18 protein-coding genes are annotated in these 16,246 nt (G+C 39.1%); 11 read left to right on the top strand and 7 right to left on the bottom strand.

Annotated elements, in window-relative coordinates; translation table 11 throughout:
• Positions 1 to 65 precede the first annotated feature (65 nt).
• Positions 66 to 629: a hypothetical protein gene (locus tag LG336_RS16780; RefSeq protein ID WP_404328628.1), complete on the top strand. Its 564-nt coding sequence runs from the start codon at positions 66 to 68 to the stop codon at positions 627 to 629.
• Positions 630 to 1,168: 539 nt separating this feature from the next.
• Positions 1,169 to 1,636 carry a CBO0543 family protein gene (locus LG336_RS16775; protein ID WP_404328627.1) on the top strand — a complete coding sequence of 156 codons (468 nt, stop codon included), beginning with the start codon at positions 1,169 to 1,171 and terminating at the stop codon, positions 1,634 to 1,636.
• A 125-nt stretch (positions 1,637 to 1,761) separates the two neighbouring features.
• Here the strand turns inward: LG336_RS16775 and LG336_RS16770 are convergent, their stop codons facing one another.
• Positions 1,762 to 1,962: a hypothetical protein gene (locus LG336_RS16770; RefSeq protein ID WP_404328626.1), complete on the bottom strand. Its 201-nt coding sequence runs from the start codon at positions 1,960 to 1,962 to the stop codon at positions 1,762 to 1,764.
• Positions 1,963 to 2,334: 372 nt separating this feature from the next.
• Between LG336_RS16770 and LG336_RS16765 the strand changes: the two genes are divergently transcribed.
• Both LG336_RS16765 and LG336_RS16760 read left to right on the top strand, forming a co-directional pair.
• Positions 2,335 to 2,859: a thermonuclease family protein gene (locus LG336_RS16765; RefSeq protein ID WP_404328625.1), complete on the top strand. Its 525-nt coding sequence runs from the start codon at positions 2,335 to 2,337 to the stop codon at positions 2,857 to 2,859.
• 154 nt (positions 2,860 to 3,013) lie between these two features.
• Entirely contained in the window at positions 3,014 to 3,997 is a 984-nt protein-coding gene (locus tag LG336_RS16760; RefSeq protein WP_404328624.1) for a S8 family peptidase, read from the top strand.
• Between the two features lie 107 nt (positions 3,998 to 4,104).
• On the opposite strand, the gene LG336_RS16755 is transcribed toward LG336_RS16760, so the two are convergent.
• Positions 4,105 to 4,941, bottom strand: coding sequence for an RMD1 family protein (locus tag LG336_RS16755; protein WP_404328623.1), 837 nt, complete (start codon positions 4,939 to 4,941; stop codon positions 4,105 to 4,107).
• Positions 4,942 to 5,130: 189 nt separating this feature from the next.
• Here LG336_RS16755 and LG336_RS16750 point away from each other — a divergent pair, with 189 nt between their 5' ends.
• Entirely contained in the window at positions 5,131 to 6,405 is a 1,275-nt protein-coding gene (locus LG336_RS16750) for an acetyl-CoA hydrolase/transferase family protein (protein ID WP_404328622.1), read from the top strand.
• Positions 6,406 to 6,504: 99 nt separating this feature from the next.
• Positions 6,505 to 6,762, top strand: a complete 258-nt coding sequence (locus LG336_RS16745; protein ID WP_404328621.1) for a hypothetical protein — start codon at positions 6,505 to 6,507, stop codon at positions 6,760 to 6,762.
• A gap of 207 nt (positions 6,763 to 6,969) precedes the next feature.
• Here the strand turns inward: LG336_RS16745 and LG336_RS16740 are convergent, their stop codons facing one another.
• Entirely contained in the window at positions 6,970 to 8,397 is a 1,428-nt protein-coding gene (locus LG336_RS16740; protein WP_404328620.1) for a hypothetical protein, read from the bottom strand.
• Between the two features lie 297 nt (positions 8,398 to 8,694).
• Between LG336_RS16740 and LG336_RS16735 the strand changes: the two genes are divergently transcribed.
• Positions 8,695 to 9,261, top strand: coding sequence for a DUF4256 domain-containing protein (locus tag LG336_RS16735; protein ID WP_404328619.1), 567 nt, complete (start codon positions 8,695 to 8,697; stop codon positions 9,259 to 9,261).
• 116 nt (positions 9,262 to 9,377) lie between these two features.
• Here the strand turns inward: LG336_RS16735 and LG336_RS16730 are convergent, their stop codons facing one another.
• Positions 9,378 to 10,523 (bottom strand): NADH-dependent flavin oxidoreductase, encoded by a 1,146-nt coding sequence (locus tag LG336_RS16730; protein WP_404328618.1) that lies wholly within the window; start codon positions 10,521 to 10,523, stop codon positions 9,378 to 9,380.
• Between the two features lie 347 nt (positions 10,524 to 10,870).
• Between LG336_RS16730 and LG336_RS16725 the strand changes: the two genes are divergently transcribed.
• The gene (locus tag LG336_RS16725; protein ID WP_404333300.1) at positions 10,871 to 11,359 is read left to right on the top strand and encodes a hypothetical protein; all 489 of its coding nucleotides are present in this window, start codon (positions 10,871 to 10,873) and stop codon (positions 11,357 to 11,359) included.
• Positions 11,247 to 11,588, top strand: a complete 342-nt coding sequence (locus tag LG336_RS16720) for a CPBP family intramembrane glutamic endopeptidase (RefSeq protein ID WP_404328617.1) — start codon at positions 11,247 to 11,249, stop codon at positions 11,586 to 11,588. The genes LG336_RS16725 and LG336_RS16720 overlap by 113 nt, the downstream gene beginning before the upstream one ends.
• A 77-nt stretch (positions 11,589 to 11,665) precedes the next feature.
• Here LG336_RS16720 and LG336_RS16715 read toward each other — a convergent pair whose 3' ends face one another.
• Both LG336_RS16715 and LG336_RS16710 read right to left on the bottom strand, forming a co-directional pair.
• Positions 11,666 to 12,163, bottom strand: coding sequence for a DUF4825 domain-containing protein (locus LG336_RS16715; RefSeq protein ID WP_404328616.1), 498 nt, complete (start codon positions 12,161 to 12,163; stop codon positions 11,666 to 11,668).
• Positions 12,164 to 12,307: 144 nt separating this feature from the next.
• Positions 12,308 to 12,823 carry a hemerythrin domain-containing protein gene (locus LG336_RS16710; protein ID WP_404328615.1) on the bottom strand — a complete coding sequence of 172 codons (516 nt, stop codon included), beginning with the start codon at positions 12,821 to 12,823 and terminating at the stop codon, positions 12,308 to 12,310.
• 240 nt (positions 12,824 to 13,063) lie between these two features.
• Between LG336_RS16710 and LG336_RS16705 the strand changes: the two genes are divergently transcribed.
• Complete coding sequence (locus LG336_RS16705; RefSeq protein ID WP_404328614.1) at positions 13,064 to 13,555, top strand: DUF2975 domain-containing protein; 492 nt, start codon at positions 13,064 to 13,066, stop codon at positions 13,553 to 13,555.
• 10 nt (positions 13,556 to 13,565) lie between these two features.
• On the top strand, positions 13,566 to 13,781 hold the full coding sequence (locus LG336_RS16700; RefSeq protein ID WP_404328613.1) for a helix-turn-helix domain-containing protein: 216 nt from the start codon (positions 13,566 to 13,568) through the stop codon (positions 13,779 to 13,781).
• A gap of 583 nt (positions 13,782 to 14,364) precedes the next feature.
• On the opposite strand, the gene LG336_RS16695 is transcribed toward LG336_RS16700, so the two are convergent.
• The gene (locus LG336_RS16695) at positions 14,365 to 16,077 is read right to left on the bottom strand and encodes a SulP family inorganic anion transporter (RefSeq protein WP_404328612.1); all 1,713 of its coding nucleotides are present in this window, start codon (positions 16,075 to 16,077) and stop codon (positions 14,365 to 14,367) included.
• Positions 16,078 to 16,246 lie beyond the last annotated feature (169 nt).

Below are 16,246 nucleotides of genomic sequence, written 5' to 3'. Positions count from 1 at the left end.
TATTTTTATGAGTGATGTATAATAAATATAGGTTATAAATGACAATTTTAAAAGAGGGAAAACAGATGGATGGAAACCGAAATGTGTATATTATGCTTACAAACACAGGAACCTTATTTACAAAATCGATAAAAAAGTATACAAGGGCGCCATATAATCATGCATCGATCTCCTTTGACCCAGATTTGCAAGAGTTATATAGTTTTGGACGGAAAAACCCGAGTAATCCTATGAACGGTGGCTTTGTGAAGGAAGATATTTTTGAAGGAACCTACAGCAAGTATCCAGAAACAACTTGTGTTATTTATAGACTTGAAGTTTCCGATCGAGACATCGTAAAAATGAAACGTGTGTTAAATGTCTTCAAAAAAAATCAACACAAATTTCTTTATAATCTCCTAGGTGTCATAGGTGTTTCCTTGAAAGAACCCGTAGAATTTAGCAATTCATACTTCTGTTCTCAGTTTGTTGCCGAAATCCTTCATCGGTCAGGATTTCGACTATGGGATAAACTCTCAGCGCTCGTTACCCCTGATGATTTCCGAACTAATGAAAGACTACATCAGGTGTATGAAGGCAAGTTATTTGAGTATGGGCCAGTTAAGGACCGTTTTCTAGAAGGGGGCTAACCCCTAGTTTGCTGGTAGAACTAGGGATAGTTCTATTTTTTTGCATAAAAAGAAGTGTTTTCTCTTTCTGAACGATACCAATTTCGATTCTTTTCTCTATATAACTAGGGAAAGAATAATAGCTTAAGAGGTGCTTCAACAGAAGGAGATGATAATATCATTATGTTAACTAAACACCCTCCGGAAATTTTCAGTGATACAAAGATAGGGGATAATCAATGTCCCACCAAGATTGAGTAAAATCACTTAGAAAAGTTGCAACTAAATACTCAGTCTGGAGGGCGTGAGCAGATACATCAAGCGTTTCAAAAAGTGGTTCTTCCAATCGTTAGCGAATCAGCTGAATGAGCAGAATGAGGATAACCTTTTTACAAAGAAATAGGAAAGAACAGTGGAAGCGGGCTTACTTTTAAGCCCGTTTTCTGCTTTTTTTATCGTGATTGACATCAAATGTACAGTAGCAACGGGTGCAGAATAGTTAATGAATAAATTTTACATAATAGGAAGACGAAGCGACGACTTTTTATAGGGGATATAAATTGGAACCACAAACTATATTTGTGTATATATCAAGCTTTACCTTAGCTGTTATTGCCTATCTAATTCCTAAAAAGTTGAAACTGTATGATATATACGCAACTTCTATGTTCGCAGCATTATTTGGTCTTCTTGTTGATGCAATAATCGCTTTAAAATATCAATTTTATGTCCTCGATAAGCCAGGAATACAAATCCCTGCATTAATTGGGCAAGTTGTGATGTATTCTTCAACCAGTATAATATTATTGAACTTTTACCCTTTTGGTAAATCTGTAAAAAAGAAATTAATTTACATTTTAAGTTTTACACTGATTACGATTGTATTTGAGTTCATTTGTTATAAAGTTGGTTTTATCAAATATAATGAGTGGAAAATGTGGCATTCAGTCTTGTCTTACCCATTTCTCATTTATCTTCTCGTTTTACATTATAAGTTTTTCCGATGGTTGGTGGAACGTTCTATGTAATTTATCATTTAAGACAACTTTGGAATGCTTGATGCAGTAAGAAATGAAACAGCAAAATGTCGACAGTCACCCCATTCTGTCAATTCCAGCTTCAAAAAAAGGAAGCAGGAAACCGTCCCCTGCTTCTAAGAGTTCTTAATAAATTTCATTCCAAAGGTTAATATTTCATAATTATTTTTAAGAATAAATCCATAATTCTTATTATGGTCAATGACAACATCGCCATCTAAATGGTTAATCACCATTGGGTCTATTAAGACGGTAATACGATCAACTTTAAATACCTCATCGCTTTTCGTTTGCTCATCCTGAGCAAGTTCATACACATAAGTGGCACCTCAACCAGATGTGCGAACTTCATTAAGCCGAATAGTCGGTTCTTCGCCCAGTTTGCTATTCAACTGCTGATTTGCACTTTGGGTTATCGTCACTTTCATTTTTTTCACCTCATTTAATAAATTACCCTTACTTAGGTCATTCAAACGGCAATAGTATAAAAATAATTAACTCAGTAGATTTAGTTTCTATTATCGCAATTTGCATGCTTTTTGTCTAAAATTTGACTAGTATTTTTTTAGTACATTGCCTATCATGTTTCTTTTCTCTATATAACTGTTGAAAGAACAGGTGAACAGATCGATTAATGTGCAGAAGATTAGTCGCTTAAAAAAGATGAGGAGGAGGATGATAATATTATTATGTTAACTAATGATGGTTCGAAACTTATTAATGAACCAGAAGACTTAACACAGTCTGAGGAGCATAAGCAACGGGGCTTTCAAAGAGTGGTGGTTCATCGAATTGTGGATGGCGACACATTTGAACTTTTTAACCGAAAAAGGGTCCGTTTGATTGGGGTCAACACGCCTGAATCAACCTATAAAACCGAAAGATATGGACAAGAAGCTCGATTTTATACGACGAGGATACTGGCGGGAAGAGATGTTTGGCTGCAGAAGGATGTTTCTGAAACAGACCAGTATGGTCGACTTCTCCGCCTTGTATGGGTTGAACTTCCTGTTGATGAAAGCATCGAAAGTGAGATCCGGTCGAAGTTGTTTAATGCTGACTTAGTCTTACATGGTTATGCCGAACCCTCGACTTTTCCGCCTGATGTGAAGTTCAGTGGCTATTTTAGAAAGTTTGCTAGAGAAGCTCGAAATCGTCAATTAGGACTTTGGAGGGAGAGTAGGAAGGGAACGACAAGAGGGGACTTTGATTAATAGGTCGCAGAATCTCTTATTTTTAGAAAAAACTGACTTTTGACTATATTTTGTGTAGTGTTTAAGGTATAATAATGTAGAACAAACGTTCTTTAAGGGGCGTGGTCAAGGTAATAGCGCCCTGATGATTAAAATAATTCGAAGGAGGAAAAGGATGGGAGAAAAACAAGTGAAGTTAATTCCGTATACGATTCAACAGGTTGTGGAACACGCGAATGAAACGCCAGAAGGAGTTCGGTTGGTACAGGCTCCTGATATCTGGGAGGAGAGCAACCATGGGGATGGAATAGTCGTTGCCGTTATTGATACTGGGATAGACACAAATCATCCAGATTTGAAGGATCGAATCATTGGTGGAAGAAATTTCACAACCGATTTTCAAGGAAATCCTGACCTTTTCGAAGACAATAACGGTCATGGTACTCACGTATCCGGAACAATCGCCGCTAGTTTAAACCAACAAGGAGTTGCGGGGGTTGCACCCAAAGCGAAAATAGTTGGCTTAAAGGCGTTAACCGGCGAAGGGGCAGGCAATTATGATTGGATTATCACTGCGATCAACTATGCTGTTGATTGGCGTGGTCCTCAAAACGAACGTGTTCGGGTGATATGTATGTCTCTCGGTGGTCCGAGCGATGTCCCTGAAATGCATCAGGCGATTCAACATGCCGTTCAACAAAACATTTCCGTCGTAGTGGCTGCTGGAAATGAAGGGGATGGCGAAGAAGACACCTTTGAGTATGCTTATCCTGGAGCATATAACGAAGTCATTTCGGTCGGGGCGGTAAGCAAGGATTTTAAGCTTGCTCCTTTTACCAATACGCATAATGAAATTGACCTTGTCGCTCCTGGTGTAGAGGTGATGTCGACGTACCCAGATAATAAATATGCAAATCTATCAGGAACTTCAATGGCGGCTCCGCATATAGCTGGCGCTCTTGCTTTAATTATAAATGTAAGTGAAAACGAGTTTGATAGGACATTGAGTGAAGCAGAGGTGTATGCACAACTGATCAAACGAACAGTGCCACTGGGTTTCCGTAAAAGTTCAGAAGGGAACGGATTTCTCCGGCTGAATCTAGTAGAAAAGTTAAGTGAGTTCATCATGATTGAGAAAGGGACGAGTACGATTAACTGATAGTATGTTTTCAATGGAAATCTTAAAACTCCGCTTAAAGGCTGGTGTTTTCTAAAAAACTCGTAGAACCAAGGACCTCAAAGGGGCCTTGGTTCGTTTCTTTTAGACTATGGTAGTAACCCGGCAATTTCTAAAAGCGTAAGGATAATCTCAAAGAGGATGAGGAGCACGATGACCCATTCCACAAAAAGCCCCCGGATGGAGTGGCTGATATTTGAGAAGCCATCCATGATGTTGTATAGAGTTTCTGTTTTGCTTTTTAATATTTTGTATCGGTCCTTTAATTCAAAGAACTCTGCCATGTTGTCGTAAAATTCTCCGGCAGTGCTACTTGTCCAGGTAATATCAGGCTTATCTAAAATCATGATATAGGCAATGGTATTGTACTCGTGTCGAACAATTTTGGCCGTAGTCCTTGCCAGTTCTTTATTGCCAATTCGAAGTTTTCCCTTTTCGAGCCGGTCAATCATCGTCTCGAGTTTGTCATGGATATGGCCTAAAGCTTCTTCCGTTTTCTCTAGTGCCACTGACTTCGCGAGAACCGTTGAAATTAATTCCGGGTAAATCGGGTCAAACTCTGGGACCACTACATATTCGTCTGTTAACTCAATACTTTCTTTTTCTTTGATATGAAGACAATAATCGTCCGTATATCGCTCTGCTTGCTTAAGGTCAACCTCAGGTTCGAAGGTATGGATATAGGAGTAAAAGCTCTTGATTTCATCAGGGTTCGATGAATTAATGAAGACAATGCTTCCAAAGGAAAAGACAAGCACCTGTTGGGAATCGTTCACATCTTTATGAAGAATCGAGCTTAGAATTTTTCCTTTTAAAATCAAAGGTTCCTCCCAAGTGAATTTTTTGGGAATGCCACAATCAACGGCAATCTTGTTTAAATCAATTTCATTGGTGATGGCAAATGCTTTAAAGGGAATGGGCTCCATTTGAATCACTCTTTCAGGTGTTTTTTTAAGTAATTAATTCGTCAGCTAACGGGAATATGCCTGCTTAAAAAATCCACAAAACTAAGTAGAGGAATAAAAATCTACCCACTATATTGAAAAGATGTTAAAATTTTTTATAATTGAGTATTATGTGAATTTTAAAAATTCGTGACCAAAAGGAGTCTCCTCATGAACCATCTTAAAGAATTAAGCATTCAAGAAGTCTTATCCTTAATACCTAATGATTCTGATTTGATTATTCCGATTGGAAACGGTGAACCTGATTACATTCTGTCTGCTATCGATGAACAACCACAACAGTTTGCCTCATTGCGTATTCACCAAATGCTAGAATTAAAAGACCGTCGTTATATGCATGGGATCTATCCGCATATCGGTTATTATTCCTATTTTATGGGAAGCTTTGCTCGAAAAGCATATAAGAACGGAAATTGCGAGCTAATCCCAAATCACTTTCATACAATGCCTAAACTGCTAGGAATGACCACCCAGAATCCGATTCTAGTCTGTCAGGCTACCCCAATGGATCGTAACGGATATTTCTCTCTTGGCACACAAGCAGATTACGCATCCTACTTTATAGGGAAAATTCCTATCATTCTACAAGTCAATGAGCATATGCCAAGGACATTCGGAGATAACCACGTCCACGTTTCTCAAATAATAGGATATGTTCATCATAATCATCCTTTAATTGAACTGAAAAATGCCGAAATTACCGATACCGATAAAAAAATTGCGGAGTACGTTGCGGAACGAATTGACAATGGTTCCACCCTCCAAGTTGGGATTGGCGGAATTCCTAATGCGGTCGTCAGTCTTTTGAAGGGCCATAAAGATTTGGGGATTCATACAGAAATGTTAACAGACGGAGTAAAAGACCTGTATAAGTCAGGTGTGATCACCGGGGCGAAGAAGTACACTCATGTTGGCAAAATGGTCGCGACCTTTGCTTTAGGCTCACAGGACCTTTATGATTTTATGAATGAGAATAAAGAGCTGGAGATGCTTTCGGTTGATTATGTGAATGATCCTCGTAACATTGCAAAAGAAGACAAGATGGTTGCGATTAATGCGACAACCGAGATTGATTTTTATGGTCAATGTGCTTCAGAAACGGTTGCTGGAAGCTATTATAGCTCAACAGGAGGACAAGTAGACTTCGGCACTGGCGTCCAATTTTCTAAAAATGGACAAGGCTTTATTTGTATGCATTCCACTGCAAAGAATGGAACAATATCAAGAATTAAACCGATTTTGACTCCAGGTTCGGTGGTGACTACGTCCAAAAATGACGTAGATTATATCGTGACGGAGTATGGAATCACCCAACTCAAAGGCAAGAGTCTTTCGCAACGAACACAGTCCTTAATCAGCCTTGCTCATCCACAGTTTCGAGAGGAATTACGATTTGAAGCGAAACAATCGGGTGTATTGATTTAATTTTTAAAAATTAATCTACTTTTACTATTTTTGTATGACAAAAACTGCAGGATTTTCCCCTCTTTCCATCGAATTATTATAAAAAGGAGGGAAAAAACGATGGATTATATGGAGAATGAACTTGTTGACTTGGAAAAAGGAACGATTTATACAACTAGAGATCTTGCGGAGATCATGAACAACAACACAAATGCACTTGTTATAAGTGAAGATACTTCTTCCTTTCAAGAAGGAGATATGTCATCTCGCTATTTAGTAACGAAAAAACTCGAATCGTTTATTCATCGAAATGATGGAGGATCGTATACTATCCCGAATTCAAAACAATTGATTTACATCGTTAAAAAGTGTAATTAGCTAACTGCAATCCTTTACTTGAACTTCCTTTTAAATTTCATTAAAATGTTTGAGAAAATAGTATGACATGACAGTCTCTCTTCCTTTAGGAGGAGAGTCTGTTTGTTTTGCAGATAAGATAAAAAGGTGGTTGTAAAAACTTAAGGAGTAGTGGACAGGACCACTACTCCTTTTATAAACATGTCTTTTACTTAGGCAAACCACTATTTAAAACAACCACAATCCAATTACGGTCGAGAGGATTAACCCAATCATAACCGGGAAAAAGCTCTTGCGAACAAGGTCCATGACAGGAACTTTTGCGAAGCCGGCTACTGCTACAAGGGATGACCAGGCAATTAATGTTCCGCCACCAACCCAAATGGAGCCCATTTGCCCAATCGCCGATAATGTTTCTGGGTCAACGCCAACACTACCGCCCAATGCCCCGGATAAGGATCCAACTAAAGGAAGACCAGAAAAACCAGACCCGTCTAATCCCGTAATCATTCCGATTAAAAGAATACCAAAGCCTGCAATAAACGGGCTTTCTGGGATGAATTGCTGACCTGAAACGACTAAATCGAACAAGAAAGATGGAGAATCTTCTGCAGCTACGCCTAATATTCTGCCTGACAACTCGCCACTTCCTATGAAGAAAAAGCCTGCAATTGGGATAACCGGACCCATGGCTTTGAACGCGAATAAAAATCCTTTAACTAGATTATCACTAACCGCATTCAAGGATGACCGTACATTTTTAAACATCGAAGCGGCAATTAACAGGAGCGCAGAAGCACCACCAATTAAGGCAGCTCCTGTTCCACCCTCAACTGATGGAATAAAATCGGAGAATTTAGCAAGAAACATATAAATGATGATAATTAAAAATGTTAACGGAACGAGGATCGCGAATACGAAGCTGTATTTGCTTTTATGAGGTTCAGTAATTTCAGAGCCCTCATTCATTTCTTCCGTTTGATCGAGTCTTTCCCAAGCCTTTAGGTGATCGTCTGAAGGGGATAATATCCCTTTTCTTAACGTTAGATAGGCGATCACGATTGCGGCAATACCTGTGACAAGCGATAAGACAAACGCCCGGTCGGCAACAATCCCAACATTTGCACCAGCAGCGGTTGCGGTTAAGGTTGGAGCAATTTGAATAACATAGTCAGAAGATAATGCCATCCCTTGACCAGCGAGTGAAATGGCAATTGCCGCCCCAATTGGCGGAAGCCCAGCGCGAATCGCCACAGGAATAAGCAATGCTCCAACTAATGGAACAGCAGGTGTTGGCCAGAAGAACAAGGAGATGGCGTACGTAACGAAAATCAAGGTCCAAAAGGAAATATGGCCATTTTTCATCACCCGCTGAAACGGTGTAATCATCTGTTTATCCGTCCCTAAGGATTTCAAAGAGTGCAATAACGCGGTCATAATTGTGATAATCAGAAAGATATTAAAAAGCTCACCGGCTGCAATTAAACTTGCGTTAAAAATGGTTTGCAAACCAACCGTCAACGAGCCCGTGAAAATCCATCCAACTAAAAAGGTCACGATAATGGATGGCACCACCACATTTTGGCGTAGCAGCATCGTTAAAATAATGATGCACGTTCCTATGAAATACATCCAATGTGCTGCTGTTAAATCCATTTATATTTATCCCCCTTAAGAAAACAAAAATTTGCAATCTGTAAAACAGTGTATGATTTCATATGGGCGGAGGTGAAAGATGGACAGGGGGGCTAATATTTATAGTTTTTGTGCTTTTACAAGGTGATAGTTGTCGTTCCTGTGATTATGGGTGCAGTCCATTGTCAAAACTAATACGAATGAAAAGGTGATACGAAGTAAATAGCAGTTTATGTTAAACTATAGAGTGTGAGAATCCACTAAACGAACGGGACGGGTTAGTCTATTATAGGTAAAAACGATAAGGGGGAACCAAGTATGACAAAGACAAGTACGGAATTGTCACAAGAAACACGTGAAGAGTTGCTCTCAACATTAAAAAAACGTTTTGAGAAACACATGAATCGTCATGAGGGTCTTGAATGGGACAAAGTTCAAGCAAAGCTGGAAGGGAATCCAGAAAAACTATGGTCACTTAATGAAATGGAAAGAACGGACGGCGAACCAGATGTTGTTGGTCTTGATGAGGCGACGGGCGAATACATATTTTACGATTGTTCAGCGGAAAGTCCTAAAGGTCGCAGAAGTATCTGCTACGACCGTGAAGCACTGGAGTCTAGGAAAAAACATAAACCAGAAAATAGTGTTATGGATATGGCCGTTGCGATGGGGATTGAGCTTTTAACGGAAGACCAATACCGCGAGTTGCAGAAACTTGGGAACTTTGATTTGAAAACATCGAGTTGGGTTCAAACACCTGCGAATATTAGAAAACTTGGCGGTGCTCTGTTTTGTGACCGTCGTTACGACACTGTCTTTGTGTACCATAATGGAGCGGATTCCTACTATGGTGCTAGAGGGTTCCGTGGCTCGTTAAGGGTATAAAATTTTTTCAATGAAAAATGAAAAAACGCAGAGGAATACTTTTAAACTCTGCGTTTTTTCGTTGTGAAATTATTAGAACGTTGATAGTCCCAGCGTGTATTTTTAGGAGTTTACTTTCATGACACTCCCGGAAACCATCCAGGTGTATGGATAATGGCATTCCATAGTGGATCAGGAATCACCAATTCTTTTTGTTTATTTTTATCAATCTCGGTCACGATTTCCGCTTCTTTTCCTTCTGCTACTTTTTGAACCCAATCAGGGTCAATGATCAGTTCTCTGCCTAATGCTAGTAATGGAACCCCTGTTTCAAAGGCTTTGCGGGCATCTTCCGCAGAGTAGATCGAACCAACGCCAATCAGCGGGACACGATTATCAATGGTTTCGAGCAAATAGTCGATACGCGTTTTGTTGAGGTCCTCTACTCCTCTTCTAGGTTTTGAAAAGAATTCCCCTAACGAAACATGTAAATAATCTAACCTTTTATCTGCTAACGTATCCACCAGCTTTAACTTATCTTCCATTGTAATACCAGGAGTTTCGGGTTCTTCTGGTGAAAAACGGTAGCCAATAATAAAATCAGCTGGAGCATGTTCCTTTGCAATTTTTTTTACTTCATCGACGATGGCGAGAGGGAAGGTCATTCGTTTTTCTAATCTGCCTCCGTACCGGTCTTCACGGCGATTCGAATGAGGAGAGAAGAATTGTTGAATGAGATACCCATTTGCCCCGTGGATTTCAACACCATCATAGCCTGCTTCAATCGCACGCCGAGTCGTTTCTCCGAAGGCGACAATAATCTCTTCGACTTCAGCTTCTGTTAACGCTCTTGGTTTCACATCTGGTTCCTCTGTTGAAACGCCACCTTTTTCAGCAGGAATATCACTGGCGCTGACAATTTCTCCATTCGGAACCAATTCGGGCGGGCACATTCTACCGCCGTGAAAGATTTGTAAAACGGCTTTTGCGCCTTGTTCTTTTATGGATGTTGCTACTCGTTTTAAGCTTGGAATCATCTCATCTGTATCACCGCCAAATTCACCATGAAATCCTTTTCCATTTGGAGTAACATAGGTGCAAGCGGTGATCACCATGGAAACACCACTGGAACGGCGAGCATAATAGTCTACTTCAGCGTCGGTTACCGTGCCATCTGGGTTAGAAGAAAAGTTTGTCATCGGCGCCATCACAATCCGATTCTTTAATTCCACGCCATTTGGAAGCGTAAAGGGAGAAAAGAAAGCTTGGTTTTGTTGATTCATGTAGGAGTCCTCCAATATTAATAAAAAATCATGCAGCATCATAAGAGCTTTTGCCATTTTAATCTTAGCATATAGGGTTATTTTTATAAGCTATTTTGCTTTGCGGGTAATTCCCTAAGCCATCGGGGTCGGTGATTGTGGTTCAGTGTCCTTTTCCAAATGAAACATAGAGCGATTCAAACCAATAGGATAAACTTGCTAGGGGGGACTCCTACGCATCCTGATGCTCACCAGGATGATCCTGTTTTTACAGTAGCCAATACTATGTGAAAAGAGAGGTGAATAAAGTAACCTAAGAGATGTATTTTTGAAGAAATGAGTGCCATTTTATCAATGGGGGATTTGTAATGGAGATTTGGTATTGGCTGCTAATTGTTTTTCTAGTAACCTATGAACCGGTCTATGGATATTTTGACTTTCAGAGATTTAAGGAACGCGTACGTCAGAATCCTAAGGAGAGAGTAAGGTATTATGAAAAAGTCATGATAGGGCTTTGGGTGCCAACACTCGTCATCCTTGGGATGATTTTGATAGGACCACTCACTATTGGCGATATCGGCTTAGGTGGGATCCAGTGGAATACGCAAACATTAGGGCCATGGGTCAGTTATATCGCCCTCGGCTTAGGGAGTGTTTATCTTCTTATCCTTATTTATTATGTGGTCGGCACTAGGGTTAGTGAAAAGCTAAGAAACAAACTTATCCAAGCGCAGAAGCAAGAACTTGCAAAAAGTCAGTTTACTGAAATCATGCCGGTTTCTCAAGAAAATAAAAAGGTTTGGACCTTCGTTTCATGTACCGCTGGAGATTATCTATCGCGGGTTTCTCATCTTTAGCTTAACCGCGTTGTTTCCATCCTTTTCGCTCTGGGCCGTTTTAATCATTTCCTCTTTATTATTCGGCCTAGCTCATACTTATCAAGGGTTTGGAAATGTAATAAGAACAAGCCTTGTTGGTCTATTTTTTGCTATTTTGTATATCGTGTTAGGGTCGATTATCCCGCTGATTGTTTTACACTTTTTGATTGATTATGTTGGGAAAATTGGGGATGGGGAAGATGTGTAAAAAGAGGTTAAGCTGCTAAATAGCCAGAACGCAGAGAGTTTTTTTAAACTCTCTGCGTTTTTCCTTGTCTTATATGGTTAGTTGAAAAATTGAGTAACCTTATTTTTATCTTCTAGATTTTCTTGGATGAACCTATTTAGGTCGTCTTCATTGTTGAATTCTCTTATATCTGTTCCGTAAAAACGCTGCAATTCTTCTCTAGTTACAACAAACTCTTGCTCAACAAAATTAAATGTAACCCAGTCAGCGTTATGGACTAATGCAAGTATAAAGGTTGCATTATATAGAGCCAGTTCTTCGTAATTTGTCTCCGTGCCCTCGCTTTTTTCTACTGAGGCATAATTCAAAATCACACCATAAGGTTCTTCAGTCGTTTTCAGTTCTAGTCCACTACCTTGTTCTCCATTGGGTTTTGGTAAGAGATTAGTAATATTTCCAACAGCACCCGCATCTCCTACATATGAATCTTTAAATTGAAAGATATCTTCTTCTTTATTAACTTCATTTAAGTTACACCCATTCAAGAATAGTAATATAAAAAGTAAAAAGAAGAGAAATCTACTCGTTTTTCTCACTTACAGTCCCCCTAATAATAAACCATCCACTTAGTGATTTTATCACAATACTCAGGAAATCATTTGTTAAATAATAAAAAAGCAAACGAATTTTTTAATTCGCTTGCTAATACACTGTTCATTTTTATTTTCTACCTCTGAAACTTATAAGGCTCGTGCATGAAGTAGTTGTTCAAGGTCTTTTTTCTCGTCCAATGAGAGGATTTTCTCTGCTAACGGAAACAGCACTTTTTCTTCTTTTGCAAAGTGTTGAATTAAGGTTGCATAAGCTTGGACAGCATAAACGGTGATCGACTGGGCATTATGTTCATCTAAGTTCATTCCTGCTTGGCCAGCCTCGGTTAGAAAATCCGCTAAATGCTGCTCTGCCTTTTCATGTTCTTCCTCCATTTCATCGATTATCCTATCATTCTTTCCAAGACGCCGGACCATCATTGGGAACAATGCTTCTTCCTCTTGTTTGGAATGGGCTTTCAATTCATTCGTAAAAGCAGAAACCAGCTCGTATAATTTCGCAAATAGTTGAACCACGGCATGACCTGATTCGAACTCGATTTCTTCAGTAGTTTCATAGAAAAGGTCCATCTCTGCCCTCAACGAAACATGTTCGTCCTTTAATTGTTGTAGAGGAGCACATAATTTAAGGTTCACAGTCTCCATTATCCTATCTCCCCTCACTGTTTATTTAACTTCGTCGGTTATCAGCTTAGATTTTAATCCTTTAAAAGCATATACCAAAAGGGTTGTTTTTTTGGTGATTACCATCACTTATAAGGAATCGGGGTAATATAGGTAAACGTATTTCAATAAAAAACATTGTTATTTAGATAAATTTTTATTGTAAAACGATAAATAACATGCTAAACTCAGAACATAATTAAATTGAGAGGTGCTATTAAAATGAAACAAGGATCAACACTGTTTTTAAAGTTAGCTGTTATTATTATGGGAGTTCCTGTTCTTGCTGCCTGCATCTTTTTGTTGCCTCAGTTAGCAAAAGAAGCTATGAAACATGCGGCAACTGGTGCAACATTGGCTTATGTAGTATTTGCGTTATTAATTATTATGTATGTATCGGCGATTCCGTTTTACTTTGCCTTGTATCAGGCTTTAAAACTTTTAAGTTATATTGACAAGAACCAAGCGTTCTCGCAGATTTCCGTAACAGCTTTAAAGAGTATTAAAAAATGTGCCATCACAATTAGTGGCTTGTATGTGGTAGCTCTCCCATTCGTTGCTATCATTGCGGAGTGGGATGACGCTCCGGGTCTCATCATAGTTGGGATGGTCATGGTTGGTGCGCCAATGGTAATCGCTGTCTTTGCTGCAGTTCTCCAAAGGCTTTTACAAGAAGCGATCAATATAAAATCTGAAAATGATTTAACGGTCTGAGGTGACTACAATGGCGATAATTATCAATATTGATGTAATGTTGGCGAAACGAAAAATGAGCGTCACGGAACTTTCGGAGAAGGTTGGAATCACGATGGCGAATTTGTCTATCTTAAAAAATGGCAAGGCAAAGGCAATCAGGTTATCCACATTAGAAGCAATTTGTAAGGCATTAGAATGTCAGCCTGGAGATCTTTTAGAATACAGAAGTGATGAAGACTTATAGAAGAAGATTGTCGAGAAAAGGTAGTTTTCTCGACAATTTTTGTGTTCCGGTCTCTTTATTACTAATTTATCATTTGGAGATACGGTACGGCGTAAAGTATTTATTCCCTGACAGGGAATAAATCTCTTAAAACAGGGAATAAAATGCTCGTAACAGGGAATAAAATCAAAGTTACGAGCAACAACCTCTTGATGGAGGGGTATTCTTTAAGGTTTTTTCATATGTAATGGTCGATTAAGGATAAAAATACCCACCTCAAAAGGCCTTTTTTAGTTAAGTCATTAGTTTTTTGTGCAAAAAAGCATTTAATTGTGGACCTAGAGTGGAAAAAGAGTAGTAGGAGGTTGAGAATATGCGTAGATACGGTAGGGTGTATGCTATTTATTCCCTGTATAGGAATTAAACACCCTAAAAAGGGGAGTAAAAAATGACTGCTACTAGTGTAAAAACCCGAAAATGTAGCCAATTAAACGCCTAGGCTTCTCAATAACTTGAGCAGGTGGTGAAGATCCACCTGCTTTTTAAATACTGACCGTAGTTTTCTTGCCGTCGCTGGGACAATGAACCTGTCCCCTTGTCCCGTTTAAATTTGATAATCCAATACATCCGGGATGAATTTTCGGGTGTGTTTGTAGTTGAGTCCTTTTTCTTTTAACATTTTTTCTAACGATAGATTGATAGACTCTTTATAGGTTCTTCTCCATACGGCTTTATTGACTTTATCGCGTACAATTCCTTTCATGTGCACGAATAAGAACGTGATCTTTTCCTCTGCCTGGTAATACTCAATCATTTCACCTAGCGTTTCAACCGAAATGGTGTCGATGTCATTAACTCCTGACATATCGATTATCACATATCTCGCTTCAGGTTTGTTTCGTAGAAACCCTTTGATCTTTTCATCTAAAACAGAGCTATTGGCAAAATGTAACGAAGAATCGATTCGAACCAATAATGCGTCTTCTAGTGTATGGGCTTCTGGATATCGATTGACATTTCGAAATTCTTTTTTAGATTCTAAATACCCAAGCTCCACAATATTAAGATGGGTACTTCTCATTAAAATCAATAGCAGTGTAAAAATGGAACCCAATAAGATGCCCCACTGAATCCCTACAACTAGCGTAATCGTAAAAGTTGTAATCCACGTCCATCCTTCTAATGGGTTCACTTGGAATAGGTGCTTTAATTCTGTTATATCTACTAATCGATAAACAGATACCACGATGATTGCAGCAAGGACAGCATAAGGTAAATAATAAAAGAAGGACGTAAAGAAAAGGATGGTCACTATGACTAAAAGACCGGTGATAACCGAAGTTAGTTGACTGTAACCACCTGCTTCCTTATTGACAGCTGTTCGCGAAAAACTACCGCTTATCGGAAAAGAGTGGAAACATGCCCCTATCAAATTCGCTAGCCCAAAGGCCTTTAGTTCTTGATTCGGATAGATTTTATACTTTGCCTTCCGCGCCACTGCTTTAGCAAGCGCAAGCGACTCCATAAAACTAATAATCGCAATCGTTAACGCCATCGGCCATAACATCTGAATGGTATTTAACGTAAGGAGAGGGAAAGCAAAGGATGGCAAGCCGTTCGGAACACTCCCGACAATATCTACCCCTTTATCATCTAAACGGAGGAGAGAAACAAGGACAATAGATGAAATCACAACGATAAAAGCACCGGGAAATCCTTTGATTCTTTTAAATCCAAGAAGCATTACAATACTCCCTAATGCGATCAGAACGGTATATACGTTCAATTCTTGCACATGTTTCAAGAGCTCGGCGAATTGAAGGTGAATTTGCAAATGATTCGAACCCTCTACACCAAGTAGATGTTTGAACTGACTCATAGCAATCACAATGGCCGCTGCTGACGTATATCCATTTAAAACAGAATGAGGGATAAATTTTACTATAAAGCCGACCTTCAAAAGGCCGAATAAAAGCTGGATTCCTCCTACCATGATGGTAAGAGCAAGTACGAGTGAGATATAGTTTGCTGAATTTGGTTCTGCATACATTGACACCCCTGTAAAGACCAGTAAGGAAGTGGTGGCAACAGGACCAATCGACAAATGCTTCGAAGAAGAAAACCAAGCATAAATAAATAGTGGAATCGTTGAAGCATACAATCCCATCACAGGTGGAAGACCAGCAAGCATCGCATAGGCCATCCCTTGGGGAACGAGCATGATAAAGATCGTAAGCCCAGCTAATACATCGTTTCGGACATTCGCACGATTAAGATTCGGTAATTGGCTTGGAAAATGAATGATTTTGTTGTACATCAAAAATCCCTTCTATCATAAAGTAAACTTATTATTCTCTTACTCTATTGGTGTTTCTTTAATTGCCGGAAAAATTATTAAAAAAGGTATATCCATCCTGAAGGGACAACCTAATCTTTTTTCTACTACTTATTCATAATAGCATGACTTCGGGAACGAAGGAACAGTC

Origin of the sequence: Mesobacillus maritimus (assembly GCF_044803185.1) — a bacterium.
Lineage (GTDB): Bacteria > Bacillota > Bacilli > Bacillales > Cytobacillaceae > Mesobacillus_B > Mesobacillus_B maritimus_B.
The sequence above is the reverse complement of the archived record's forward strand: the minus strand, read 5'-3'. Positions and strand labels throughout refer to the sequence as shown.

Bases quoted from the DNA above. Each gene is read 5' to 3' on its own strand.
- LG336_RS16780 (WP_404328628.1), top strand. From the start codon at position 66: ATGGATGGAAACCGAAATGTGTATATTATGCTTACAAACACAGGAACC.
- LG336_RS16765 (WP_404328625.1), top strand. From the start codon at position 2,335: ATGTTAACTAATGATGGTTCGAAACTTATTAATGAACCAGAAGACTTA.
- LG336_RS16760 (WP_404328624.1), top strand. From the start codon at position 3,014: ATGGGAGAAAAACAAGTGAAGTTAATTCCGTATACGATTCAACAGGTT.
- LG336_RS16755 (WP_404328623.1), bottom strand. From the start codon at position 4,941: ATGGAGCCCATTCCCTTTAAAGCATTTGCCATCACCAATGAAATTGAT.
- LG336_RS16750 (WP_404328622.1), top strand. From the start codon at position 5,131: ATGAACCATCTTAAAGAATTAAGCATTCAAGAAGTCTTATCCTTAATA.
- LG336_RS16745 (WP_404328621.1), top strand. From the start codon at position 6,505: ATGGATTATATGGAGAATGAACTTGTTGACTTGGAAAAAGGAACGATT.
- LG336_RS16740 (WP_404328620.1), bottom strand. From the start codon at position 8,397: ATGGATTTAACAGCAGCACATTGGATGTATTTCATAGGAACGTGCATC.
- LG336_RS16735 (WP_404328619.1), top strand. From the start codon at position 8,695: ATGACAAAGACAAGTACGGAATTGTCACAAGAAACACGTGAAGAGTTG.
- LG336_RS16730 (WP_404328618.1), bottom strand. From the start codon at position 10,523: ATGAATCAACAAAACCAAGCTTTCTTTTCTCCCTTTACGCTTCCAAAT.
- LG336_RS16725 (WP_404333300.1), top strand. From the start codon at position 10,871: ATGGAGATTTGGTATTGGCTGCTAATTGTTTTTCTAGTAACCTATGAA.
- LG336_RS16710 (WP_404328615.1), bottom strand. From the start codon at position 12,823: ATGGAGACTGTGAACCTTAAATTATGTGCTCCTCTACAACAATTAAAG.
- LG336_RS16705 (WP_404328614.1), top strand. From the start codon at position 13,064: ATGAAACAAGGATCAACACTGTTTTTAAAGTTAGCTGTTATTATTATG.
- LG336_RS16700 (WP_404328613.1), top strand. From the start codon at position 13,566: ATGGCGATAATTATCAATATTGATGTAATGTTGGCGAAACGAAAAATG.
- LG336_RS16695 (WP_404328612.1), bottom strand. From the start codon at position 16,077: ATGTACAACAAAATCATTCATTTTCCAAGCCAATTACCGAATCTTAAT.